Below are 23,319 nucleotides of genomic sequence, written 5' to 3' on the forward strand. Positions count from 1 at the left end.
TGTCATGACCACCACTGCAGACCTTCCGGTCGTCGTCATCGGCGCCGGCCCCGCCGGGCTTGCCGCAGCCGCCCACCTCGTCGGGCGCGGCATCGAGCCCCTGGTCCTGGAGGCCGGGCCCACGGCCGCGACCGCGGTGCGAGGCTGGTCGCACGTGCGGCTGTTCTCGACCTGGAGCGAGCTGACGGACCCGGCCGCCGAGAAGCTCCTGGCGCCCGCCGGCTGGGTCCGGCCCGCCGCGGACACCTACCCCACCGGCGGGGAGTGGGCCGGGGGCTACCTCCAGCCGCTCGCCGACGTCCTCGGCGCCCGGGTCCGCTACGGCACGACGGTCACCGGCGTCTCCCGCCTCGGCCGGGACCGGATCGTCGACGCGGACCGCGAGCGGCAGCCCTTCACCCTCCGCGTCACGCGCGCCGACGGCACCGAGGAGCGCATCCTCGCCCGTGCGGTGATCGACGCGTCCGGCACCTGGTCCACCCCGGCCCCGATCGGCGCCGACGGCCTCCCCGCCCTCGGCGAACGCGCCGCCTCTGCCCGCATCTCCTACCGTGTCCCGGACCTCGCCGACCCGGCCGTCCGCGCCCGGTACGCCGGGAAGCGGACCGCCGTCATCGGCTCAGGAGCCTCCGCCTTCACGGCCCTGGCCACCCTCGCCGGCCTCGCGAAGGACGAGCCCGGCACCCACTCGGTGTGGATCCTCCGCCGCGGCATCAGCGGCTCCACCTTCGGCGGCGGAAGCGCCGACCAGCTTCCCGCGCGCGGCGCGCTGGGGCTGGCCGCCAAGGCCGCCGTCGACGACGGGTACGCCGACGCCGTCACCGGATTCCGCACCGAGGCCGTCGAGCCCGCCGACGGCGGCCGGCTGGCCCTCGTCGGTGAGGACGGCAGGCGCCTCGACCCGGTCGACGAGCTCATCGTCCTGACCGGTCTGCGCCCCGACCTGTCCTTCCTGTCCGAACTCCGCCTCGCCCTGGACGAACGCCTCCAGGCGCCGGTGGAGCTCGCCCCGCTCATCGACCCGAACCAGCACTCCTGCGGCACCGTCTACCCGCACGGCCACCGCGAGCTGTCCCACCCCGAGCAGGGCCTGTACCTCGTCGGCATGAAGTCCTACGGCCGTGCCCCGACCTTCCTCGCCATGACCGGCTACGAACAGGTCCGCTCGGTCACCGCCGCCCTCGCCGGCGACACCGACGCGGCCGACCGCGTCGAACTCACCCTCCCGGAGACCGGGGTCTGCGGCGGCGCCGGACTCTTCGACGACCCGGCCGCCGGGCAGGACGGGGCCGGAGGCTGCTGCGGAACCTGACCCGCCCCGGGGAAGGGGTCCGGTCAGACGCGGTCGATGTGGACGCTGGTCGACTTCACCCGGGCGGTCGCCTGCATGCCGACCTCAAGGCCCAGCTCCTCGACGGCCTCCCGGGTCAGCAGCGAGACCAGCCGGTGCGGGCCGGCCTGGATCTCCACCTGCGCCGCCACGTCCCCGAGCTTGACGGCGGTGACGATGCCCGCGAAGGCGTTGCGGGCGGAGGTGTACGAGGTGTCCTCCTCGCCGGGCTCGTTCTGCGCCACCTCGACGCAGAACGCGGCGAGATCGCGGCCGTCGATGAGCCGGCGCCCGCCCTCCTCGCGATGGGTGGCGACGCGCCCGGCGTCCGCCCAGCGGCGTGCGGTGTCCGGGCTGACGCCCAGCAGACGGGCGGCCTGACCGACGGTGTAGGACTGCATATGCCGCACCTTAAAGGCTCGCAGGTCGCATATGCAAACATTTTCTCGATAATGCTTGGTGTATGCCATGGGTGACTGATGCCGGTGGGCCGGGTGGCCCTGTCGGGATGAGGAATCGGGGCGTGCGCCCTAGGGTGCGAGCCATGGCAGAGAGCGCGGCGCACCGGGGTGACGCGGGGTGGGGGGCGGGTTCCGCCACCGGTCCGGACACCCCCGACCCCCGGCGGTGGCGGGCACTCGCCGTCTGCCTGGTCGCGGGCTTCATGACACTCCTGGACGTGTCGATCGTCAACGTAGCCCTTCCGTCCATCCGGGAAGGGCTGCACACCCCGGAGTCCGACCTCCAATGGGTGCTCTCGGGGTACGCGCTCGCCTTCGGTCTCTTCCTGATCCCCGCCGGACGCCTCGGCGACGCCCGGGGGCGCCGCGAGGTCTTCATGACCGGGCTGGTGCTCTTCACCCTGTCGTCCGCGGCCTGCGGCGCCGCCCAGTCCAGCACCTGGCTGGTGATCGCCCGGCTGGTCCAGGGGCTGGCCGGCGGTCTCCTCTCGCCGCAGATCTCCGCCCTCATCCAGCAGATGTTCTCCGGCCGGGAACGCGGCCGGGCGTTCGGCATGTTCGGCACGGTGGTCGGCATCTCCACCGCGGTCGGCCCCCTGCTGGGCGGTCTGCTCATCCAGGCGGCCGGCGCCGAGGAGGGCTGGCGCTGGGTGTTCTACGTGAACCTGCCGCTCGGCCTCGTCTGCCTCCTGCTGGCCCGCCGGCTGCTGCCCGACACGCCGTCGGCCGGCCCGGTGCGGCTGCGGGACCTCGACCCCCTCGGCATCCTGCTGCTGGGCGCGGGCGTCCTCGCCCTGCTGCTGCCGTTCGTCCAGGCCCACCAGTGGCCGGGCAACGGGAAGTGGCTGCTGCTGGTGGTCGCCGTCGCGCTGCTCGCCGCGTTCGTCGGCTGGGAGTCCCGGTGCGGCCGGCGCGGCACACAGCCGGTCGTCGACCTGTCGCTCTTCCGCGTCCGCTCCTACTGGCTGGGCTGTCTGCTGATCCTGCTGTACTTCGCCGGATTCACCTCGATCTTCTTCATCACCACGCTCTACCTGCAGAGCGGGCTGCACTACACCGCCCTGCAGGCAGGGCTGTCGATCACCCCGTTCGCCCTCGGCTCCGCCGTCGCCGCCGGACCCGGCGGCCGGCTGGTCGGCCGGTACGGGCGGCCCCTCGTCGTCATCGGACTGGCCACCGTCGCGGTGGGCCTGGCCGGCACCGCCCTCGCCGTCCACCTGGTGCCCGGCCGGGGCGCCGGCTGGGCGATGGCCGCCCCGCTGCTCCTCGCCGGACTGGGCAGCGGCCTGGTCATCGCCCCCAACCAGACCCTGACCCTCTCGCAGGTGCCGGTGGCCACCGCGGGCAGCGCCGGCGGCACGCTGCAGACCGGCCAGCGCGTCGGCTCCGCGATCGGGATCGCCGCCGTCGGCTCGGTGTTCTTCGCCCAGGTGGGCTCCGCCGCCTGGTCCACCGCCTACGACCACGGCCTCGTCGTCTCCGTCGCCTTCGTCCTCGCCGGACTCGTCGTGGCGCTGGCCGACGTGGGAGGGGCCCGGCGGGGCAGAAGCCGTACGGAACAGTCCGCACCCTCCCCGGCCGACCGCAAGGAGACGCGATGAACGACCCCGACGGCACCGCCCAGGACGGCAACAGCGCGTACGGGCACAAGCCCTTCAAACGGTCCCGGAGCCACTTCGCCGACCGGATCACCGCCGACGGCCGCGACGGCTGGCCCGTCGAGGCGGACCGCTACCGCCTCGTCGTCAGCCGCGCCTGCCCCTGGGCGAGCCGGGCCCTGGTCTCCCGCAGACTGCTCGGCCTGGAGAGCGCCCTCTCGCTCGCCGTCGCCGACCCGCTGCAGGACGACCGCAGCTGGCGCTTCACCCTGGACCCGGACGGCCGCGACCCGGTGCTCGGCATCCACTACCTGAGCGAGGCGTACGACGCGCGGGAGGAGGGCTACCCGGGCGGCGTCAGCGTCCCGGCGGTCGTCGACGTACCCAGCGGCCGCCTCGTCACCAACGACTACCAGCAGATCACCCTGGACCTCGCCACCGAATGGACCGCGCTGCACCGCCCCGGGGCACCCGACCTCTACCCGGAGCCGCTGCGCGAGGAGATCGACGAGGTCATGGAAGGGATCTACCGGGACGTCAACAACGGCGTCTACCGGGCGGGGTTCGCGGACGGCCAGGCGACGTACGAAGACGCCTACGAGACGCTCTTCCGCCGGCTCGACCTGGTGGCGGACCGGCTCGCGGACCGGCGGTACCTGGTCGGCGACACGATCACCGAGGCCGACATCCGGCTCTTCACCACGCTGGTGCGCTTCGACGCCGTCTACCACGGCCACTTCAAGTGCAACCGCTCGAAACTGGCCGAGGACCCGGTGCTGTGGGCCTACACCAGGGACCTCTACCAGACCCCCGGCTTCGGCGACACCGTCGACTTCCACCACATCAAGCAGCACTACTACCGGGTCCACACGGGCATCAACCCCACCGGCATCGTGCCCGTCGGACCCGATCCGTCGGGGTGGCTCACCCCGCACCACCGGGAGCAGCTGGGCGGCCGGCCGTTCGGTGACGGCACCCCGCCGGGACCCGTGCCGGCGGACGAGGCGGTACCCCCGCGGCACCGGCCCTGAGCCGCCGCTACTCCGTCTCGTCCAGATGGTCGGCGTAGTACTCGACCGCCGGGACGTACTCGCGCATCCGGTCGTCCGCCGAGGTGGCGGCGGTCACCTTCAGCAGCGTGCTCACGGCCTCCCGCGCCTCGCCGAGGTTGTACAGCGTCATGGCGAGGAAGGTCCGCAGCGCGGCGTCGTCGGGGTACTCCGCGAGGCCCCGGCGCAGCACGGCGTGCGCCTCCTCGTACCGGCCCAGCACCCGCAAGGTGCTGCCGAGCCCCAGGAAGCCCCCGTGCCGGCTCCCGGCCGGGAGGCCCGCGCCCTCCAGCGCACGCTCGTAGAACGGCACGGCCTGCGCCTCCAGGCCGAGCCGGTCGTGCGACCACGCGGTCTGATAGGCGATCCCGCCGTGGCCGGGATGGTCGGCGGCCAGGCGCAGCAGCCGCTCGTGCGCCTCGGGCGTCCGCAGCTCGCGCAGCCGTACCGCCTGTGCCAGTGCCTCGTCGTGCTCGCTGTCCGTGGTCATACAGCCGCACGCTGCCAGGGCCGGGCAGGCATCGCAAATCCGCCGGGCGGGGGCGGTACGGCCGGTTCCGGACTGGACGGGGCAGGGCCCTGTCGAGACAGTGGCGATCACGAGATATCTTGATGTCAAGCAATGTTGCAGACGTGGAGCGGAGCACAGGGTGACTGACTCGACCATCATCTATACACACACCGACGAGGCCCCGGCCCTGGCGACGTATTCGTTCCTGCCCGTGGTCGAGGCATACGCCTCGAAGGCCGGGGTCACCGTGGAGAGCCGTGACATCTCCCTGGCGGGCCGGATCATCGCCAGCTTCCCCGACCGCCTCCAGGAGAACCAGCGCATCGAGGACGCGCTCGCCGAGCTCGGCGCGCTGGCCACCACTCCCGGCGCGAACATCATCAAGCTGCCGAACATCTCGGCCTCGATCCCGCAGCTGAAGGCCGCGATCGCCGAGCTCCAGGAGCAGGGCTACGCCCTCCCGGACTACCCGGACGACCCGCAGAGCGACGAGGACAAGGACGTCCGCGCGCGCTACGACAAGGTCAAGGGCAGTGCGGTCAACCCCGTCCTGCGTGAGGGCAACTCCGACCGCCGCGCCCCCGCGTCGGTCAAGAACTACGCCAAGACGCACCCGCACCGCATGGGCGCCTGGACGGCCGACTCGAAGACGAACGTCGCGACCATGGGTGTCGACGACTTCCGTTCCACCGAGAAGTCCGCCGTGATCGCCGAGCCCGGCTCGCTGCGCATCGAGCTGGTGGGCGACGACGGCACCACCACCGTGCTGCGTGAGTCGGTACCCGTGCTCGCCGGCGAGGTCGTCGACGCCGCCGTCATGCGCGTCGCCGCGCTGCGCGAGTTCTTCACCGCGCAGATCGCCCGGGCCAAGTCCGAGGACGTCCTGTTCTCCGTGCACCTCAAGGCCACGATGATGAAGGTCTCCGACCCGATCATCTTCGGCCACGTGGTCCGCGCCTTCTTCCCGAACACCTTCGCCAAGTACGGCGACGTCCTCGCCGCCGCGGGCCTGACCCCGAACGACGGCCTCGGCGGGATCCTCAAGGGCCTCGACTCGGTTCCCCAGGTGGGCGCCGAGATCAAGGCGTCCTTCGAGGCCGAGCTCGCCGAGGGCCCCGCCCTGGCGATGGTCGACTCCGACAAGGGCATCACCAACCTGCACGTCCCCAGCGACGTCATCGTCGACGCCTCGATGCCGGCCATGATCCGCACCTCCGGCCACATGTGGGGCCCGGACGGTGGCGAGGCCGACACCATCGCCGTCCTGCCGGACAGCAGCTACGCGGGTGTCTACCAGGTCGTGATCGACGACTGCCGTGCGAACGGCGCCTTCGACCCGTCGACCATGGGCTCGGTGCCCAACGTCGGTCTGATGGCGCAGAAGGCCGAGGAGTACGGCAGCCACGACAAGACCTTCGAGATCCCCGCCACCGGCACCGTGCGCGTCGTCGACGCCGCGGGCAACGCCGTGCTGGAGCAGACCGTGGGCGCCGGTGACATCTTCCGGATGTGCCAGACCAAGGACCTGCCGATCCAGGACTGGGTCAAGCTCGCCGTCACCCGCGCCCGCGCGACCGGGAACCCGGCCGTGTTCTGGCTCGACGAGACCCGCGCCCACGACGCGCAGCTGATCGCCAAGGTCAGGACCTACCTGGCGGACCACGACACCGACGGTCTCCAGATCGAGATCCTGACCCCGGAGAAGGCCACCGCCTTCTCGCTGGAGCGCATCCGGCGCGGTGAGGACACCATCTCGGTGACCGGCAACGTGCTGCGTGACTACCTCACCGACCTGTTCCCGATCCTGGAACTCGGCACCAGTGCGAAGATGCTCTCCGTCGTGCCGCTGATGAACGGTGGCGGTCTGTTCGAGACGGGCGCCGGCGGCTCCGCGCCCAAGCACGTCCAGCAGCTCGTCAAGGAGGACTACCTCCGCTGGGACAGCCTGGGCGAGTTCCTCGCCCTCGCGGTCAGCTTCGAGCACCTCGCGCAGACCACGGACAACGCCCGCGCCCAGGTCCTCGCGGACACCCTGGACCGGGCCACGGCCACGTTCCTGAACGAGGACAAGTCGCCGAGCCGCCGCCTCGGTGGCATCGACAACCGCGGCAGCCACTTCTACCTGTCGCTGTACTGGGCCCAGGAGCTGGCGCAGCAGACCGCCGACGCCGAGCTCGCCGCGGCGTTCGCCCCGCTCGCCAAGACGCTGGCCGAGCAGGAGCAGACCATCGTCGGCGAACTGATCGCGGTCCAGGGCAAGCCCGCCGACATCGGCGGCTACTACCAGCCCGACCCGGCCAAGGCCGCCGCCGTCATGCGCCCCTCGGCGACGTTCAACCAGGCGATCGCGAGCCTCGCCTGAGCTGAGTCACGCGGGCGGCGCGGGGGACCAGTGCCCCTGACCCGCCCATGGGACCGGTGACCCGTTCCGCCCCGGCCGACGTTCCGTCGAGCCGGGGCGGAGCTGTTTGCGGGACCCCCTGACGGGTGAATGTCGCGCCACGGCGGGCGCAGGGCCACGCACCGGGCTCCCACGGCTGGTTTGCTGCATCCGGCCGGGTGCGCGGTCCACCCGGCGGAGGACTACCGAAGGAGCGTCCCAGTGACGACGACTGGCACGGCAGGGCCGACGGACGAGGACGAGTCGTACGCCAACGAACTCCCGGTGCGCAGCAAACAGCCGGGCAACGTCGTCATCACGTGGATGACCACCACCGACCACAAGACGATCGGTTCGCTGTACCTGGTCACCTCGTTCGCGTTCTTCGTCATCGGCGGGCTGCTCGCGCTCTTCATGCGGGCAGAACTGGCCCGCCCCGGGATGCAGATCATGTCGAGCGAGCAGTTCAACCAGGCGTTCACGATCCACGGCACGATCATGCTGCTGATGTTTGCGACGCCGCTGTTCGCCGGGTTCACCAACTGGATCATGCCGCTGCAGATCGGCGCGCCCGATGTGGCGTTCCCGCGGCTGAACATGTTCGCGTACTGGCTCTACCTCTTCGGCTCGATCCTCGTGGTGGCCGGCTTCCTCACGCCGAACGGTGCGGCCGACTTCGGCTGGTTCGCCTACTCCCCGCTGACGGACGCCGTCCGCTCGCCGGGCGTCGGCGGAGACATGTGGATCATGGGTCTGGCCTTCTCCGGCTTCGGCACGATCCTCGGCTCGGTCAACTTCATCACCACGATCATCTGCATGCGCGCCCCCGGCATGACGATGTTCCGCATGCCGATCTTCGTCTGGAACGTCCTGCTGACCGGTGTGCTGGTCCTGCTGGCCTTCCCGGTGCTCGCGGCGGCACTCCTGGCGCTGGAGGCGGACCGCAAGTTCGGCGCCCACGTCTTCGACGCGGCCAACGGCGGCGCGCTGCTCTGGCAGCACCTCTTCTGGTTCTTCGGCCATCCGGAGGTGTACATCATCGCGCTCCCGTTCTTCGGGATCGTCAGCGAGATCATCCCCGTCTTCAGCCGTAAGCCGATCTTCGGCTACATCGGCCTGGTGGCCGCGACGATCTCCATCGCCGGTCTGTCCGTGACCGTGTGGGCGCACCACATGTACGTCACCGGAGGCGTGCTGCTGCCGTTCTTCTCGTTCATGACGTTCCTCATCGCGGTGCCCACCGGGGTGAAGTTCTTCAACTGGATCGGCACGATGTGGAGGGGATCGCTGTCCTTCGAGACACCGATGCTCTGGTCCATCGGCTTCCTCGTCACGTTCCTCTTCGGCGGTCTGACCGGGGTCATCCTGGCGTCTCCGCCGATGGACTTCCACGTCTCGGACTCGTACTTCGTGGTCGCGCACTTCCACTACGTCGTCTTCGGCACCGTGGTGTTCGCGATGTTCGCCGGATTCCACTTCTGGTGGCCGAAGTTCACCGGCAAGATGCTCGACGAGCGGCTCGGCAAACTGACTTTCTGGACGCTGTTCGTCGGCTTCCACGGCACGTTCCTGGTGCAGCACTGGCTCGGCGCCGAGGGAATGCCGCGCCGGTACGCCGACTACCTGGCCGCCGACGGCTTCACCGCGCTGAACACGATCTCGACGATCTCCTCGTTCCTGCTCGGCCTGTCGATCCTGCCGTTCCTCTACAACGTGTGGAAGACCGCCAAGTACGGCGAGAAGATCGAGGTCGACGACCCGTGGGGCTACGGCCGCTCGCTGGAGTGGGCGACGTCCTGCCCGCCGCCGCGGCACAACTTCCTCACCCTGCCGCGGATCCGTTCCGAATCCCCGGCGTTCGACCTGCACCACCCCGACGTACGCGAGCTCGACGAGGCCGCCAACCGCGGCGACCAATCGGTGACGGTGGCGCCGGGGGACCGGCAGGCGTGAACAGGACGGCAGGGGGAGAGGAGAGACGCGTGGGGTCCTATTCCGACAAGGAGGCCGCCCGCGGCCTGGCCCGGATGGAGGGCTACCTGCTGTGGAGCGCCGAGGTCGAGCAGGCGCGCCGGCTCGCCCGCCGCTTCACCGACGAGCTGCCCTGGCTCACGACGGCCCAGCGCGAGGACGTCGAGCGGGTCTACGCGGCCGACCGGGCAGCGGCCTCGCGGGCCATGCTGATGCGTGTCTCGGCGCGCGCCACCGAACTACGCGGCGAGTACAGCGAGCGCTACCGCAGGCTCAGGGCGCGCTGCGTCGCCGCCGCGGTCGTCTGCGCGGGCACGGCGGGCGGCGCCTGCACCGTGGTGACATACCTGGCCAGATGACCCGGTGAGATCGTCCGTTCTGCCGCCCCAGCAGGCGAACCCGCGCCCCTCTCGTAAAGATGAGAGGTGACGGGCGCGTGTGACGGGGCAGGCGAACGGACGACCGTCCAGACCCGAGAAGGGACGAACACTGTGGCACGACCCAGGATTCTCGTTGTCGGAGCCGGTTTTGCCGGGGTCGAGTGCGTACGCCGACTGGAACGCGGGCTCCGTCCGGGTGAAGCGGACATCGCACTCGTGGCGCCGTTCTCGTACCAGCTCTACCTGCCCCTGCTCCCACAGGTCGCCTCCGGCGTCCTCACACCGCAGTCCGTCGCGGTGTCACTGCGCCGGAGCAGCCGGCACCGCACGCGCATCATTCCCGGCGGGGCCATCGGAGTGGACCCCAAGGCGAAGATCTGCGTCATCCGCAAGATCACCGACGAAGTCGTCTACGAGCCGTACGACTACATCGTGCTCAGCCCGGGCAGCGTCACCCGCACCTTCGACATCCCCGGGCTGCTCGACAACGCCCGCGGCATGAAGACGCTGGCCGAGGCGGCCTACGTACGCGACCACGTGATCGCCCAGCTCGACCTCGCGGACGCCAGCGAGGACGAGGAGGAGCGGGCCTCGCGGCTGCAGTTCGTGGTGGTCGGCGGCGGGTACGCGGGCACCGAGACCGCGGCCTGCCTGCAGCGGCTCACCAGCAACGCGGTGCGGCACTACCCCAGGCTCGACCCGAAGCTCATCAAGTGGCATCTGATCGACATCGCGCCGAAGCTGATGCCCGAGCTGGGCGACAAGCTCGGCGAGAGCGCTCTGAAGGTGCTGCGCGACCGCGGCATCGAGGTGTCGCTCGGCGTCTCCGTCGCCGAGGCCGGCCCCGACAAGGTGACGTTCACCGACGGCCGGGTCCTGCCCTGCCGCACCCTGATCTGGACGGCGGGCGTCGCCGCGAGCCCGCTCGTCACCACCTTCGACGCGGAGACGGTACGCGGCAGGCTGGCGGTGACGCCCGAGATGACGCTGCCCGGGTACGACGGGATGTTCGCGCTCGGTGACGTCGCGGCCGTGCCGGACCTCGCCAAGGGCGACGGCGCGGTCTGCCCGCCCACCGCCCAGCACGCGATGCGCCAGGGCCGCAAGCTCGCCGACAACCTGCTGGCCACGCTCCGGCACCAGCCGCTGCAGCCGTACGTCCACAAGGACCTCGGGCTCGTCGTGGACCTCGGCGGCAAGGACGCGGTCTCCAAGCCCCTCGGCATCGAGATGCACGGGATCACCGCCCAGGCCGTGGCCCGCGGCTACCACTGGTCGGCGCTGCGGACCAATGTGGCGAAGGCGCGCGTCATGACCAACTGGCTGATCAACGCGGCAGCGGGCGACGACTTCGTCCGTACCGGATTCCAGTCCCGCAAGCCCGCGACCCTGCGGGACTTCGAGTACACGGACCGCTATCTCACCCCGGAGCAGGTCCGTGAGCACACCGCGGCGCTGAACGCCCGGATGTGAGCCGGCGCCGGCACCCGTCAGGCGGACGGCACCGTGTTGCGGATCAGGCGCAGGAACGCGGTGTTGTCCGGGGTGTGCCGGATCCGGTCGAGGAGCGTCTCCAGCGAGGTCTGCGCGTCCCTGGAGTGCAGCGCCCGGCGGAGCCCTCGTACGGCGGTCAACTCCTCCGCCGGTACGAGGAGTTCGTCGCGGCGGGTGCCGGAGGCGGCGATGTTCACCGCCGGGTGGATCCGCTTCTCGGCGAGTGACCGGTCGAGGCGGAGCTCCATGTTGCCGGTGCCCTTCAGCTCCTCGAAGAAGTACTCGTCCGCGCGGGAACCTGTGTCCACGAGCGCCGTGGCCAGAATGGTCAGGGAGCCGCCCTCCTCGGTGAGGCGGGCGGCGCCGAACAGGCGCTTGGGGCCGAGCAGCGCGGCGGCGTCCACACCACCGCTGAGGGTGCGTCCGCCGTTGCCCGCGGCGTTGTTGTGGGCGCGGCAGAGCCGGGTGAGGGAGTCGAGCAGCATGACGACGTCACGGCCCTGCTCGACGAGGCGCTTGGCGCGGTTCAGCGCGAGTTCCGCGAGGGCGATGTGTTCCTTGGCGGGCCGGTCGAAGGTCGAGGCGTAGACCTCGCCACGCACCGAGCGGCGCATGTCGGTGACCTCCTCGGGCCGTTCGTCCAGGAGCACCACCATCAGATGGGACTCGGGGTGGTTCTCCGCGACGGCGGCCGCGATCTGCTGGAGGAGGACCGTCTTGCCGGTCCTGGGCGGGGCGACGATCAGCCCGCGCTGGCCCTTGCCGACCGGCGCGACGAGATCGACGATGCGCGTCGAGGGGCCGCCGGACGGTGTCTCCAGGCGCAGCCGCTGCCGGGGGTGGAGCGGGGTGAGGTCGGAGAAGTGGGGGCGGCCGCGCAGCGCCTGCGGGGCGAGCCCGTTGACGCGTGCGACGGCGCTCAGGGCGCCGCGCCGCTCGCAGACGCCTTCGACGGCGTCGCCCCTGCGCAGTCCGTGCCGGCGGATCAGCGCCGCGGGGACCTGCACGTCGCCGGGGGCCGGGTGGCCGCCGGATGAGCGCAGGGAACCGTGCCCCTGCTGCGTGATGTCGAGGATGCCGGCGGCGGCCGTTGCGGCCGCGGGCCGGGCGGTGGTGGATACGGGGTGTTCGAGTGTGGTGGTCATGCGGGTGGTCCTTTCGCGGACATGCGAATGAAGGGGCCCGGCAGGGACGGGGGCGGACAACTCACGCCCCGTACGACGGGCAGGAAAGACCGGTGGGAACGAGTCCGAACCGGACTGGGAAGTCAATGCGATGAAGCTGGATCGCCGGTCGGAAAGGACGGGCGCATCAGCGTGGTGAAGGTGAATCGGTACCGGCGCCTGAATGAGAGGCGTACACAAGTACCGATTGCAATGTAGCACGGCTGCCGGACTCCGGGCGCCGATGTGGTGCGGGTAACTCCATTGCGGCGGGGGTGCGGGAGTGGTTTCGTACTCCGGTCCGGTCCTCACTCCCGACCCCGGAGTCACCTTGCCGATACATCTCACCGCCCTGACCGATCCCGACCGCGGCGCCAACGACTACCGCCTGGCGTGGCTGGCGTCCGACGAGGCCGGAGCACCCGTCGGATCGGCGTTCCTGCGGGTGTTCACCAGGGAGGGCCAGGACCATCTGGCCGAGCTGGACATCCAGGTCCACCCGGCCGAACGCCGCAGGGGGACCGGCTCCCGGCTGCTGGAGGCGGCCGCCGGGGCCGCGGCGGACCTCGGCCGCAGGGCCGTCGTCGCGCAGGCCGGGGACGGCACCCCGGGAGACCTGTTCCTGCGGGCCAGGGGGCTGCGCAGGGTCCTCGCCCTCACCTACGCCCGGCTGCCGCTGAAGCAGGTGGACACGGCGGCACTGACCGCCGTCATCGAGGAGCCGCATCCCGGCTACCGGCTGGAGTCCTGGGACGGCACCGTCCCCGAACCGCTGGCCCACACCTTCGCCGCATCGCGCCGCGCCATGGACGACATGCCCATGGACGACACCGACTACGGCACCATGGTCTGGGACGTCGACCGGGTCAGGTCCGTCGCCCGGTCCGTCGCCGACCGGGGCGAGCTGCTGCACACGGTCGCCGCCGTCGACGAGAGCGACGGATCGATCGCGGGCTTCACCGAACTCGTCGTGCCGGGCGACCGCCTGGGCGACGCCCAGCACTACGGAACGGGCGTCCTGCCCGAGCACCGGGGCCACGGCCTCGCCCGCTGGATGAAGGCGGCGTCCATCCTGCGGGCCCGCGAGCACCACCCGGACCTGGGCGGCCTGCTCGCGGACACCGCGGACAGCAACACGTACATGCGGCGTATCAACGACGCGTTCGGATACGAGCCGACGCACCGCTCCTTCGAGTACCAGCTCGACCTCTGAGGTCTGCCGACCCGGTCAGGCCGGGCCCGGCTCCTCGTCGCGCCCGGCCGCCGTGTCCCGTTCCCGGAACACCTCCAGGATCTGCTCGGCGGCCAGCGTGGCGGGCAACGAGCCCTCCCGTACGCGCCGTTCGAGGTCCGGGGTGAGGGCGCGCACCCCGGGATGGCTGCGCAGACTCTCCAGCAGTTCGTCCCGCACCATCGTCCACGTCCAGTCCACCTGCTGCTCACTGCGCTTGGCCGCGAGCCGGCCCGTCGACTCCAGCAGCGCCCGGTGCTGCTCAAGGCGCTCCCACAGGGTGTCCAGACCGCTGGACTCGCGGGCGCTGCAGGTCAGCACCGGCGGTGTCCACGCAGCGTCCACCGGGTGCATCAGCCTTAGCGCACCCGCCAGTTCGCGTGCCGCGGAGCGGGCGTCGCGCTCGTGCGGGCCGTCGGCCTTGTTCACCGCGATGGCGTCCGCCAGCTCCAGGACACCCTTCTTGATGCCCTGGAGCTGGTCACCGGTGCGGGCCAGTGTCAGCAGCAGAAACGTGTCGACCATGTTGGCGACCGCCGTCTCCGACTGGCCGACACCCACCGTCTCCACCAGCACCACGTCGTAGCCCGCCGCCTCCATCACCACGATGGACTCCCGGGTCGCCTTCGCCACCCCGCCCAGCGTGCCTGCGGTGGGGGAGGGGCGGACGAATGCCGCCGGGTCGACGGCGAGCCGCTCCATCCTGGTCTTGTCGCCGAGGATGGAGCCGCCGGTGCGGCTGGAGGACGGGTCCACGGCGAGCACCGCGACCCGGTGCCCGAGCCCGGTGAGCATCGTGCCGAGGGCGTCGATGAACGTGGACTTGCCGACTCCGGGCACCCCGCTGATGCCGATGCGCCGGGCGCTGCCCGAGTGCGGCAGCAACTCGCGCAGCAACTGCTGGGCCAGCGCCCGGTGATCGGGGCGGGTGGACTCGACGAGCGTGATGGCGCGCGCGACATGCGCGCGCTTCCCGTCGAGAACGCCCTTCACATAACTGTCGAGATCGATCTTCGGGGCCATCGGTTCAGCGGCTCACAGCTCGTGGCCGAGTGTGGCGCCCAGGCGCGTGACCAGGTCGTGGGCGGCGTCCGGGATCACCGTCCCGGGCGGGAACACCGCAGCCGCGCCCGCCTCGTGCAGGGCCTCGATGTCCTGGGGCGGGATGACCCCGCCCACGACGATCATGATGTCCTCGCGGCCCTCGGCCGCGAGCTCCTCACGCAGTGCGGGCACGAGGGTGAGGTGGCCGGCGGCCAGCGAGGAGACGCCCACGATGTGCACGTCCGCCTCGACCGCCTGCCGGGCGACCTCGCCCGGCGTCTGGAACAGCGGGCCCACATCCACGTCGAAGCCCAGGTCGGCGAAGGCGGTCGCGATGACCTTCTGGCCCCGGTCGTGCCCGTCCTGGCCCATCTTGGCGACCAGGATGCGCGGACGGCGTCCCTCCGCCTCCTCGAACGTGTCGACCAGCGCGCGGGTGCGGTCCACGGACGGCGACTCCCCTGCCTCGTTGCGGTACACACCCGAGATCGTACGGATCTGGCCCGCGTGCCGGCCGTACACCTTCTCCAGCGCGTCGGAGATCTCGCCCACGGTCGCCATCGCGCGCGCCGCGTCGACCGCCAGCGCCAGCAGGTTGCCCTCCAGGCCGGGCCCCGGGGCCCGCCCGGCGGCGGCCGACAGGGCGCGCAGGGCGTCCTGGCAGGCCTGTTCGTCGCGCTCCTCGCGCAGCCGGCGCAGCTTCTCGATCTGCTGGGTGCGGACGGAGGAGTTGTCGACCTTGAGGACGTCGATCTTCTCGTCGGTCCCGACGCGGTACTTGTTGACGCCGATGACGGGCTGGCGGCCGGAGTCGATGCGGGCCTGGGTGCGGGCGGCGGCTTCCTCGATGCGGAGTTTGGGGATGCCGGCGTCGATGGCCTTGGCCATGCCGCCGGCCGCCTCGACCTCCTCGATGTGCTGCCAGGCCCGCCGCGCCAGGTCGTGGGTGAGCTTCTCCACGTAGGCGCTGCCGCCCCACGGGTCGATGACCCGTCCGGTGCCGGACTCCTGCTGGAGCAGGAGCTGGGTGTTGCGGGCGATGCGTGCCGAGAAGTCGGTGGGCAGGGCGAGGGCCTCGTCGAGGGCGTTGGTGTGGAGCGACTGGGTGTGGCCCTGGGTGGCGGCCATCGCCTCGACGCAGGTGCGGGTGACGTTGTTGAACACGTCCTGCGCGGTCAGAGACCACCCCGAGGTCTGTGAATGGGTGCGCAGCGAGAGGGACTTGGCGTTCTTCGGCTCGAACTCCTTGACCAGCTTGGCCCAGAGCAGCCGGGCCGCCCGCAGCTTCGCGACCTCCATGAAGAAGTTCATGCCGATCGCCCAGAAGAACGACAACCGCGGTGCGAACGCGTCGACGTCGAGCCCTGCGTCGCGTCCGGCCCGCAGGTACTCCACCCCGTCGGCCAGGGTGTACGCCAGCTCCAGGTCGGCCGTCGCTCCGGCCTCCTGGATGTGATAGCCGGAGATGGAGATCGAGTTGTAGCGCGGCATCTTCTGCGAGGTGTACGAGAAGATGTCGGAGATGATCCGCATCGACGGCTTCGGCGGATAGATGTAGGTGTTGCGGACCATGAACTCCTTCAGAATGTCGTTCTGAATGGTCCCGGCCAATTTCTCGGGCGGCACGCCCTGTTCCTCGGCGGCCACGATGTAGAGCGCGAGTACGGGCAGCACCGCGCCGTTCATCGTCATCGACACCGACATCTTGTCCAGCGGGATGCCGTCGAACAGCTGACGCATGTCGTAGATCGAGTCGATCGCGACACCGGCCATGCCGACGTCACCGGTCACCCGCGGGTGGTCGCTGTCGTAGCCGCGGTGGGTCGGCAGGTCGAACGCGACCGAGAGGCCCTTCTGCCCGGCCGCGAGGTTGCGACGGTAGAAGGCGTTGGACTCCTCGGCGGTGGAGAAGCCCGCGTACTGCCGGATCGTCCAGGGCTGGTTGACGTACATCGTCGGGTAGGGGCCGCGCAGATACGGCGCCACCCCCGGGTACGTACCGAGGAAGTCGATGCCCTCCAGGTCCTGGCCGGTGTACAGCGGCTTGACCGCGATGCCCTCCGGCGTCTCCCACAGGAGATCGCCGTCGGAGGTCCCGGAGGACTCCTTGACCGCGGCACGCCACTGGTCCTCGGTCACCTCGGTGCCGCTGCCCGGCCCGAGCTCGATGTCGGAGAAATCGGGGATCCGCATTACGCCACACCCATACGGTCGAGAACGGAGGAGAGCACGGCCACCACGTCACAGCCGGCGAAGACGAACTCGTCGACGCCCGGGTACTCACCGGGCCGTCCCGCCAGGTACACCCGCTGCGCACCGGCGGCGACGAGCGCCGCGGCGACCTCGCCTGCCTGTTCGGCGTAGAGCGCGTCGCTGGAACACAGACACACCAGGTCCGTGCCCGCGGCGGTGAACGCCGCCGCGGCCGACGAGGCGTCCACCTGGACCGGCTCGTGGACGGGTTCGATGCCGCCCGCCCGGAACAGGTTCGCGGCGAACGAGGCACGCGCGGTGTGCGCCGCGGCGGGGCCGAGCGCGGCGAGGAACACCCGCGGCCGGTTTCCGGTCGCCGCCAGATGGGCGTCCGAACGGGCGCGCAGCGCCTCGAACGCCTCGTCGCGACGGACCACGGGCAGTCCGCCCTGCGCGGCGGCCGCCGGCAGGGGATCCCGCTCCACCGCGCGCTCCGCGAGCTGAGGGAACTCGCTGACGCCGGTGATCGGCTCCTTGCGCCGGGCGAGGTCCTTGCTGCGGGCCGCCCAGGTGGCCGCGAGGCGGTCCGCGACCAGACCCGAGGACAGTGCCGCGGCCTGACCGCCGGCCCGCTCGATCTCCTGGAAGAACGCCCAGGCGGAGTCGGCCAGTTCGTCCGTCAGCCGCTCCACGTACCAGGAACCGCCCGCCGGGTCGATGACCCGGGCCAGATGAGACTCCTCCAGCAGGATCGTCGACGTGTTGCGCGCGATGCGCCGGGCGAAAGCGTCCGGCAGGCCCAGTGCGTGGTCGAACGGCAGCACGGTCACCGCGTCGGCGCCGCCGACACCCGCCCCCAGGCAGGCCAGCGTGGTCCGCAGCATGTTCACCCACGGATCGCGACGGGTCATCATCACGGGCGACGTCACCGCGTGCTGCCGCTGCCCGCCTGCCTCCGGTGCCCCGCAGACCTCGGCGACCCGCGCCCAGAGGCGGCGCGCGGCCCGCAGCTTGGCGATCGTCAGGAACTGGTCGGCGGTGGCCGCGTACCGGAACTCCAGCTGCGCGCAGGCCTCTTCGACACCGAGCCCGGCATCGGTCAGCGCCCGCAGATAGGCGACACCCGTCGCCAGTGAACTGCCCAGCTCCTGGGCGGCCGAGCCGCCGGCCTCGTGGTACGGCAGCGCGTCAACGGTCAGGGCCCGCAGCCCCGGATACCCGGCCGCGCAGCGCTTCGCCCAGCGCACGGCGGATGCCGTGTCCGCCGCGCCGCCGCTGCGGGCGGCCTGTCCCAGCGGGTCGGCGCCGAGGCTGCCGCGCACCGCTTCCGGCGCCACACCGCGCTCCGTGCACAGCCGGAGGAACTCCTCCGCCGCGGCGTCGAGTTCGTCTCCTGCGTCGAGGACGAGCGGTGCCAGGTCGAGGTGGACGCCCTGGAGGGCCCGGGCCAGACCGGACACCGGCACACCGCCGGTACCTCCGACGGTCAGCCACAACGAGGTGACGCCGTTCTCCAGGTCCCCGAGTACGGCCTCGTTGAGCCGGACGGGATCCGTCGAGGTGTGGCGCTGCCGGACCCCCCAGCCGCCCGCCGTGCTGCCCTGCGGCGTACTGCCGCGGGTGAAGGGGGCGAAGCCCGGGAGACCGGCATCGGGCGCGTCGTCGCGCGAGGTGTAGAGGGGACGAGTGATGAGCCCGTCCTCCACCTTGGTGGACAGTGCTTCCTCGGCGGCCGAACCCGAAACGTCCTTGCCCGACTTGCGCAGCACACCTTCGACGAGGCTCTGCCACTGCTCATGGGTGGGTTCCGGGAATTCGGCGGCCAACGAAAGCCCGTCAGCAGGCTGGACCGTCATGGATCCGATGCTAGGACAGGTCTCAGATACAGCAGCAGGGGCTCGACCTGTGACCTTGCCCTCTCCGAAACGCGCTTGATCCTTCACGCACCGTCGCCTAACCCGTGCCGTGGACGCCTGCCGGATCCATCCTTAACCGATGTGGATCCAATGATTGGTGATGATTCGCCACAGTGCGGCACCAAAAGTACGAAGTTATGCTGCTGGCAATCCATTCTTCCGGAGAGGACACGCTCGTGGCTGTGGGACCTGTGGAGTACCTCGTCGTCGCGTTTCCCGGCAGCCGTTTCACCGGTGCCATCGCGCCGGCGCTGGCCGAAGCGGTCGCCTCGAAAGCGGTACGCATCCTCGATCTGACCTTTGTGTACCGGACCGAGGACGGCGCGATCGAGACCGTCGAGCTGGAGGACCTCGACCCGGACGACCTCGTCTCGTTCGAGCCGGTCGAGGGTGAGGTCACCGGGATGCTGAACAGCGAGGACATCCGGACGCTGGGCGAGAGCGTGCCGCCGGGCAGTTCCGCCGCGCTCATCGTGTGGGAGGACCTCTGGGCGCTGCCGATCACCGAGGCGGTCCGCGCGTCGGGCGGCCGGCTCGTCGCCCATGAGCGGATTCCCGCCGAGGTCGCGGAGGCCGCGGTGGCGGCCGCCGCCACGGAACGCTGACCCCTCCCGCATCGCACCGGAAAGGCGCCCGACATGCCGATCTTTCGAGGACCTGGAATGAACCGCCGCGGCCCCGGTCTGCTGGGGGCGGTGGCGCGCACCGCTGTCGTCGCCGGCACGGCATCGGCGGTCAGCGGCCGCGTGCAGCGGCACCAGCAGGCGAGGTTCGCCGATGACGACGCCGACCAGCTGGCCGAGGAGCAGATGCGGCAGCAGATGCAGATGCAGGCCGCTCAGCAGCAGGCCTCCCAGCAGCAAGCGGCCCAGCAGCAGGCCGCCGAGCCGGCTCCGGACGATCTGATCAGCCGCCTTGAGCGGCTGGCCGAACTGAAGAAGCAGGGCATCCTCACCGACGCCGAGTTCAACGACCAGAAGATGAGGCTTCTGGCGGAGTGACTCCCTCTGTCAGGGCGGGCCGGCGGATGTCTGCTCCCGCCGCCGCCCAGGAGTGCGGCGGCGCATGACCGCGTCCGGCTGCTCTCCCGCCCGGTGAAAGCGTGCAACGCCCCGGGCCACGGGCCCGAAGCAGCTCTTTCACGCGCCCGCTTTCCCGGCCCGGAATGACCCGTCGATCATCTCCGGCGTTTTACTTTGTCGATTTCCCGACATCATGCGACTTTTGATCCGGCCAAGCCCGAAATCAATTCGGATACGTGTCGGGAAAAGAGGAAGTTCATCGTGCAAACCGCCAGGGCCGTCCCGGCAGCCTCTGTTCTCAACCTGCGGGACCTGGGCGGCATCGCCGTGGGCCCGGGCCGGCAGGTGCGGCCGGGCGTGGTGCTGCGCTCCGGTCAGCTCAGCGGTCTCGATCCGGTGCACGACGCGGCGGTGGCCGGACTCGGTATCCGTACCGTCGTCGATCTGCGGACCGCGGACGAGCGGTCCTCGGCGCCCGACCGGCTGCCGCCCGGGGCCCGGCTGTTCGTCGCCGACGTGCTCGGGGACGACCCGGGAGTGGCGCCCGCCAGGCTCCGTGCCCTGCTCGCCGATCCGGTCGAGGCCGAGCGGCTGCTCGGGGGCGGGAAGGCCGAGGAGATGTTCGCCGAGACGTACCGCCAGATGGTGCTCTCGCCGCGCGCGGCCGCCGCCTACCGGGCCTTCGTCGAGACGGCCGCCGACGCCGCCGCGCGCCCCGTGCTCTTCCACTGCACCGCGGGCAAGGACCGTACGGGCTGGGCGGCGACCGTGCTGCTCCTGCTGCTCGGCGCCTCGCGGGATGTCGCGAGGACGGAGTTCCTCGCGGTGAACCCGGTGGTGCGCGTCGCGTTCCGACCGTACGTCCAGAGCTTCCTCGACGCGGGCGGTGACCCCGCGATCGCCTCCGCGATCATCGAGGTGCGCCCCCGCTACCTCGACACGGCCCTGGACGCCATGGACGAACGCTGGGGAGGGCTCGACGGCTACGCACGCGACGGGCTGCGCATCCCCGAGCCCGCGCTGCGGCGCCTGCGCGACGAACTCGTGGTCTCCACCGGCTGAATCCGGGGGAGGCGGACCGGCCCGTCCTCCGGCGCCGGCATGCCCCGCTGTCTGTCCTGCCGATCGGGACCGACCGGTTGCTTGATACCCCTAGGGGGTATCTTGTGAGGCGTAGGGGCAGCCGCACCGGAGGAGAGCGTCATGAACAACGGACTGAAGATCACCGCCTTTGCCGCCGCGCTGGCGGCGACCTTCGGTGTCGCGTACGGCGTGGGGAACGGTGTCGGCCCGCAGCTGACCGCCCAGGTGCGGCCCGCGGGTGGGCACGGGGCGGATCACGGGCCCGCCGAGCCGGTCACCGGCCCGGCGGCGGGCGGGCTGCAGGTCTCCGAGGGCGGCTACACGCTGGATCTGCGGACGCCCGCGCTCGGGGCCGGGACCCGCACCGTCCTGCGGTTCGCCGTGGTCGACGACGCGACCGGCCGCAGGGTCACCGCGTATCAGCGCGAGCACGGCAAGGAACTGCACCTCGTCCTCGCCTCACGGGACCTCACGGTCTACCGGCATCTGCACCCCGTGCGCGCCGCCGACGGCACCTGGTCGGTGCCCGTATCGCTGCCGGCCGCCGGTGGCTACCGCATGTTCGCCGACTTCACCCCGGCCGTGCGGGGCGCCTCGAACCTGACGCTGGGAACCGACCTCGCCGTGTCCGGCGGCTACCGTCCCAAGGAACTGCCGGCCGTGCGCACCACCGCGGTGACCGACGGCTACGAGGTGGCGCTGAGCGGAGGGCTGCGCGCCGGCCGGGAGAGCGAACTGGAACTGACCGTCAGCAGGAACGGCAGGCCCGTCACGGACCTGCAGCCCCACCTCGGTGCGTACGGTCACCTCGTCGCCCTGCGCTCCGGCGACCTCGCCTACCTCCACGTCCACCCGAACGAGGGAGGTCCCGGTCCCGCCGTCTCGTTCGCGGCCACCGCGCCGAGCGCGGGCACCTACCGTCTCTTCCTCGACTTCCGTCACGGCGGGAAGGTGCACACCGCCGCGTTCACCGTCGAGGCAAGGACGACGGCCCGCCCGGAAGCCGGGCGGGCCGGATCTACGACACCTGACACACACGGCCACTGATCACGGCACGGCGTGCGGGGGTCGCGTCCCTCAGACGTTCAGCAGGCGCTCGGTGAGGTCGCGGTAGTGCTGCAGGGTGACCCGCAGTTCCTCGGTTCGGGAGCCGGGGTCGCCGTCGCGGCCGGAGCTGCCGAGCGTGCGCCGCTGTTCCTTGAGTGCCGCCGTGAGCCCGTCGACGACGGAGTCGAAGGTGCTCTCGGCCTCCTCGACCGCCTTGCGGGGACTCTCGACGAACTCGCTGACGGCGTGCTGGAGCCGCTGGGCGATCTTGTCGTGGTCGCCGTCCGGGATGAGGGAGTGGCGGCTGCCGGGTGTCTCGTCCCGGGTGCGGGGTGTCTCATCGCGGGACCCGATTGTCTTCTCCCGGGTGTCAGGTGTCTTCTCCCGCGTGTGGGTCGACCGGGATTCGGGGGACCGGGTGTCGGACGACCGGGCGTCGGACGACAGGGCGTCGGAGGCCCGGGTGTCGGAGGTCCGGGTGTCGGTCGGCAGTCGGGTCGCCGGTCCGTCGTCGGGCGGTGCGGCCGCCGGGGTCCGCATGCGCGGGATACCGGCCGGGGCGTCATCCGGTTTGCGTGCGGCGTCGCCGCCCGTGGAGGCGGGGTCGACCGTGCGGCCGGTGGTGGTGGCCTCCGTGGGCTTCTTCGCCGCCTCGGGGGCGTCGGTGGGGATGCGAGGAGTGCGATCGGCGTCGTGCGTCATGCCCTGTCACTTCCTTCTGCGTGGTTCGAGTGCCGGCTGACCGGCCGGTCCGTGCCGTTGGAGACGAGTACGTCGAACAGCCCGCGGGCCTCGAGCAGCGCCTCGCGCATGTTCTCCGTGTCGCCGTCGTTCTGCTTGGCGTCGTGCACCCGGCGGTAGCCGTTGACGTGTTCGGCATGGTGGACGGAGAGCGCGTCGCTCTGCTCGCCGAAGTCCGTGCCGTCGGGGAAGCCCAGGTCCTGGGCCAGTTCGGCCAGCAGGGTGTCCGCATCGGCGACCGCCTGCCGGGGCGCGTCGACGAAGCCGCCCTCGATCTGCGTCCAGCGGTCCGCGTACTGCGCGCGTGCCTCGGGGGTCAACGGACGTTCACGCAGGGAGCGGTGCCGCTTCAGGCGTTCGCGCAGCTCGTTGTCGGCGGCCTTCGCGTCGCCGTCGTGGCGGGCGACGGTCCGGTCGTACTCGGGGCCGAAGCGGCGCCGCATTCCCTGCCCGCCCGTCTGGCGTGTGTAGAGGAAGGCGAGGGCGCAGGCGGCGACGAGGACGACAGCGACGATGATCACTACGGTCGTCACGGTCACCACCCCTTCCCGTTCTCGGTCCGCGGGTCGCTGTGTTCCACGCTCACCATCCCTTTCGGTCCGTGTCCCGGCGCTGTGCCGGCCGGGCGTGCTGCTCGTGTACCCCGCCGTTCGCGTTCAAGGCACGGTGTCTGCCCGCGGCCCGAGTCGGGGGCGGCCTCCGGCC

20 protein-coding genes are annotated in these 23,319 nt (G+C 71.3%); 12 read left to right on the forward strand and 8 right to left on the reverse strand.

Annotated elements, in window-relative coordinates; genetic code table 11:
• Window positions 1-4: 4 nt before the first annotated feature.
• On the forward strand, window positions 5-1,312 hold the full coding sequence (locus tag OG521_36255) for an NAD(P)-binding domain-containing protein (GenBank protein WUW25925.1): 1,308 nt from the start codon (window positions 5-7) through the stop codon (window positions 1,310-1,312).
• Window positions 1,313-1,335: 23 nt separating this feature from the next.
• On the opposite strand, the gene OG521_36260 is transcribed toward OG521_36255, so the two are convergent.
• Entirely contained in the window at window positions 1,336-1,731 is a 396-nt protein-coding gene (locus OG521_36260) for a helix-turn-helix transcriptional regulator (GenBank protein ID WUW25926.1), read from the reverse strand.
• A 143-nt stretch (window positions 1,732-1,874) separates the two neighbouring features.
• On the opposite strand from OG521_36260, the gene OG521_36265 reads away from it, so the two are divergent.
• Both OG521_36265 and OG521_36270 read left to right on the forward strand, forming a co-directional pair.
• Window positions 1,875-3,392 (forward strand): MFS transporter, encoded by a 1,518-nt coding sequence (locus tag OG521_36265; protein WUW25927.1) that lies wholly within the window; start codon window positions 1,875-1,877, stop codon window positions 3,390-3,392.
• Window positions 3,389-4,420 (forward strand): glutathione S-transferase C-terminal domain-containing protein, encoded by a 1,032-nt coding sequence (locus OG521_36270; protein WUW25928.1) that lies wholly within the window; start codon window positions 3,389-3,391, stop codon window positions 4,418-4,420. The genes OG521_36265 and OG521_36270 overlap by 4 nt, the downstream gene beginning before the upstream one ends.
• A gap of 7 nt (window positions 4,421-4,427) precedes the next feature.
• On the opposite strand, the gene OG521_36275 is transcribed toward OG521_36270, so the two are convergent.
• Window positions 4,428-4,928, reverse strand: coding sequence for a tetratricopeptide repeat protein (locus OG521_36275; GenBank protein ID WUW25929.1), 501 nt, complete (start codon window positions 4,926-4,928; stop codon window positions 4,428-4,430).
• Window positions 4,929-5,088: 160 nt separating this feature from the next.
• Between OG521_36275 and OG521_36280 the strand changes: the two genes are divergently transcribed.
• From OG521_36280 to OG521_36295, 4 genes are all read left to right on the forward strand, one after another.
• Window positions 5,089-7,311 (forward strand): NADP-dependent isocitrate dehydrogenase, encoded by a 2,223-nt coding sequence (locus OG521_36280; GenBank protein WUW25930.1) that lies wholly within the window; start codon window positions 5,089-5,091, stop codon window positions 7,309-7,311.
• A gap of 240 nt (window positions 7,312-7,551) precedes the next feature.
• The gene (gene ctaD / locus OG521_36285; protein WUW25931.1) at window positions 7,552-9,282 is read left to right on the forward strand and encodes a cytochrome c oxidase subunit I; all 1,731 of its coding nucleotides are present in this window, start codon (window positions 7,552-7,554) and stop codon (window positions 9,280-9,282) included.
• Window positions 9,283-9,356: 74 nt separating this feature from the next.
• Window positions 9,357-9,659, forward strand: a complete 303-nt coding sequence (locus OG521_36290; protein WUW26916.1) for a hypothetical protein — start codon at window positions 9,357-9,359, stop codon at window positions 9,657-9,659.
• A gap of 132 nt (window positions 9,660-9,791) precedes the next feature.
• Window positions 9,792-11,153 carry an NAD(P)/FAD-dependent oxidoreductase gene (locus OG521_36295; GenBank protein ID WUW25932.1) on the forward strand — a complete coding sequence of 454 codons (1,362 nt, stop codon included), beginning with the start codon at window positions 9,792-9,794 and terminating at the stop codon, window positions 11,151-11,153.
• A gap of 17 nt (window positions 11,154-11,170) precedes the next feature.
• Here the strand turns inward: OG521_36295 and rho are convergent, their stop codons facing one another.
• A complete protein-coding gene (gene rho / locus OG521_36300) occupies window positions 11,171-12,319 on the reverse strand; it encodes a transcription termination factor Rho (GenBank protein ID WUW25933.1) in 1,149 nt (382 codons plus the stop codon).
• A gap of 349 nt (window positions 12,320-12,668) precedes the next feature.
• On the opposite strand from rho, the gene OG521_36305 reads away from it, so the two are divergent.
• Window positions 12,669-13,550, forward strand: a complete 882-nt coding sequence (locus OG521_36305) for a GNAT family N-acetyltransferase (GenBank protein WUW25934.1) — start codon at window positions 12,669-12,671, stop codon at window positions 13,548-13,550.
• A 15-nt stretch (window positions 13,551-13,565) separates the two neighbouring features.
• On the opposite strand, the gene meaB is transcribed toward OG521_36305, so the two are convergent.
• Genes meaB through mutA form a run of 3 tightly spaced genes read right to left on the reverse strand, consistent with a single transcriptional unit; the run spans window position 13,566 to window position 18,661 of the window.
• A complete protein-coding gene (meaB, locus tag OG521_36310) occupies window positions 13,566-14,591 on the reverse strand; it encodes a methylmalonyl Co-A mutase-associated GTPase MeaB (GenBank protein WUW25935.1) in 1,026 nt (341 codons plus the stop codon).
• 12 nt (window positions 14,592-14,603) lie between these two features.
• The gene (gene scpA / locus OG521_36315; GenBank protein ID WUW25936.1) at window positions 14,604-16,805 is read right to left on the reverse strand and encodes a methylmalonyl-CoA mutase; all 2,202 of its coding nucleotides are present in this window, start codon (window positions 16,803-16,805) and stop codon (window positions 14,604-14,606) included.
• Window positions 16,805-18,661, reverse strand: coding sequence for a methylmalonyl-CoA mutase small subunit (mutA, locus tag OG521_36320; GenBank protein ID WUW25937.1), 1,857 nt, complete (start codon window positions 18,659-18,661; stop codon window positions 16,805-16,807). The genes scpA and mutA overlap by 1 nt, the downstream gene beginning before the upstream one ends.
• A 236-nt stretch (window positions 18,662-18,897) precedes the next feature.
• Here mutA and OG521_36325 point away from each other — a divergent pair, with 236 nt between their 5' ends.
• The 4 genes from OG521_36325 (at window position 18,898) to OG521_36340 (ending at window position 21,873) form a co-directional block, all read left to right on the forward strand.
• A complete protein-coding gene (locus OG521_36325; protein WUW25938.1) occupies window positions 18,898-19,326 on the forward strand; it encodes a DUF1269 domain-containing protein in 429 nt (142 codons plus the stop codon).
• Between the two features lie 57 nt (window positions 19,327-19,383).
• A complete protein-coding gene (locus OG521_36330) occupies window positions 19,384-19,722 on the forward strand; it encodes an SHOCT domain-containing protein (protein ID WUW25939.1) in 339 nt (112 codons plus the stop codon).
• A gap of 282 nt (window positions 19,723-20,004) precedes the next feature.
• Complete coding sequence (locus tag OG521_36335) at window positions 20,005-20,805, forward strand: tyrosine-protein phosphatase (protein ID WUW25940.1); 801 nt, start codon at window positions 20,005-20,007, stop codon at window positions 20,803-20,805.
• 141 nt (window positions 20,806-20,946) lie between these two features.
• On the forward strand, window positions 20,947-21,873 hold the full coding sequence (locus OG521_36340) for a hypothetical protein (GenBank protein WUW25941.1): 927 nt from the start codon (window positions 20,947-20,949) through the stop codon (window positions 21,871-21,873).
• A gap of 30 nt (window positions 21,874-21,903) precedes the next feature.
• On the opposite strand, the gene OG521_36345 is transcribed toward OG521_36340, so the two are convergent.
• Both OG521_36345 and OG521_36350 read right to left on the reverse strand, forming a co-directional pair.
• Window positions 21,904-22,575 (reverse strand): hypothetical protein, encoded by a 672-nt coding sequence (locus OG521_36345; protein ID WUW25942.1) that lies wholly within the window; start codon window positions 22,573-22,575, stop codon window positions 21,904-21,906.
• Window positions 22,572-23,156, reverse strand: a complete 585-nt coding sequence (locus tag OG521_36350) for a hypothetical protein (protein ID WUW25943.1) — start codon at window positions 23,154-23,156, stop codon at window positions 22,572-22,574. The genes OG521_36345 and OG521_36350 overlap by 4 nt, the downstream gene beginning before the upstream one ends.
• Window positions 23,157-23,319 lie beyond the last annotated feature (163 nt).

It is taken from the genome of Streptomyces sp. NBC_01463, from assembly GCA_036227345.1.
Lineage (GTDB): Bacteria > Actinomycetota > Actinomycetes > Streptomycetales > Streptomycetaceae > Streptomyces.

Excerpts from the sequence above, each read along its gene's own strand:
- mutA (WUW25937.1), bottom strand. The coding sequence starts at position 18,661 with ATGACGGTCCAGCCTGCTGACGGGCTTTCGTTGGCCGCCGAATTCCCG.
- OG521_36265 (WUW25927.1), top strand. The coding sequence starts at position 1,875 with ATGGCAGAGAGCGCGGCGCACCGGGGTGACGCGGGGTGGGGGGCGGGT.
- OG521_36270 (WUW25928.1), top strand. The coding sequence starts at position 3,389 with ATGAACGACCCCGACGGCACCGCCCAGGACGGCAACAGCGCGTACGGG.
- OG521_36345 (WUW25942.1), bottom strand. The coding sequence starts at position 22,575 with ATGACGCACGACGCCGATCGCACTCCTCGCATCCCCACCGACGCCCCC.
- scpA (WUW25936.1), bottom strand. The coding sequence starts at position 16,805 with ATGCGGATCCCCGATTTCTCCGACATCGAGCTCGGGCCGGGCAGCGGC.
- OG521_36275 (WUW25929.1), bottom strand. The coding sequence starts at position 4,928 with ATGACCACGGACAGCGAGCACGACGAGGCACTGGCACAGGCGGTACGG.
- OG521_36290 (WUW26916.1), top strand. The coding sequence starts at position 9,357 with ATGGAGGGCTACCTGCTGTGGAGCGCCGAGGTCGAGCAGGCGCGCCGG.
- OG521_36255 (WUW25925.1), top strand. The coding sequence starts at position 5 with ATGACCACCACTGCAGACCTTCCGGTCGTCGTCATCGGCGCCGGCCCC.
- OG521_36330 (WUW25939.1), top strand. The coding sequence starts at position 19,384 with ATGAACCGCCGCGGCCCCGGTCTGCTGGGGGCGGTGGCGCGCACCGCT.
- rho (WUW25933.1), bottom strand. The coding sequence starts at position 12,319 with ATGACCACCACACTCGAACACCCCGTATCCACCACCGCCCGGCCCGCG.
- meaB (WUW25935.1), bottom strand. The coding sequence starts at position 14,591 with ATGGCCCCGAAGATCGATCTCGACAGTTATGTGAAGGGCGTTCTCGAC.
- OG521_36340 (WUW25941.1), top strand. The coding sequence starts at position 20,947 with ATGAACAACGGACTGAAGATCACCGCCTTTGCCGCCGCGCTGGCGGCG.
- OG521_36260 (WUW25926.1), bottom strand. The coding sequence starts at position 1,731 with ATGCAGTCCTACACCGTCGGTCAGGCCGCCCGTCTGCTGGGCGTCAGC.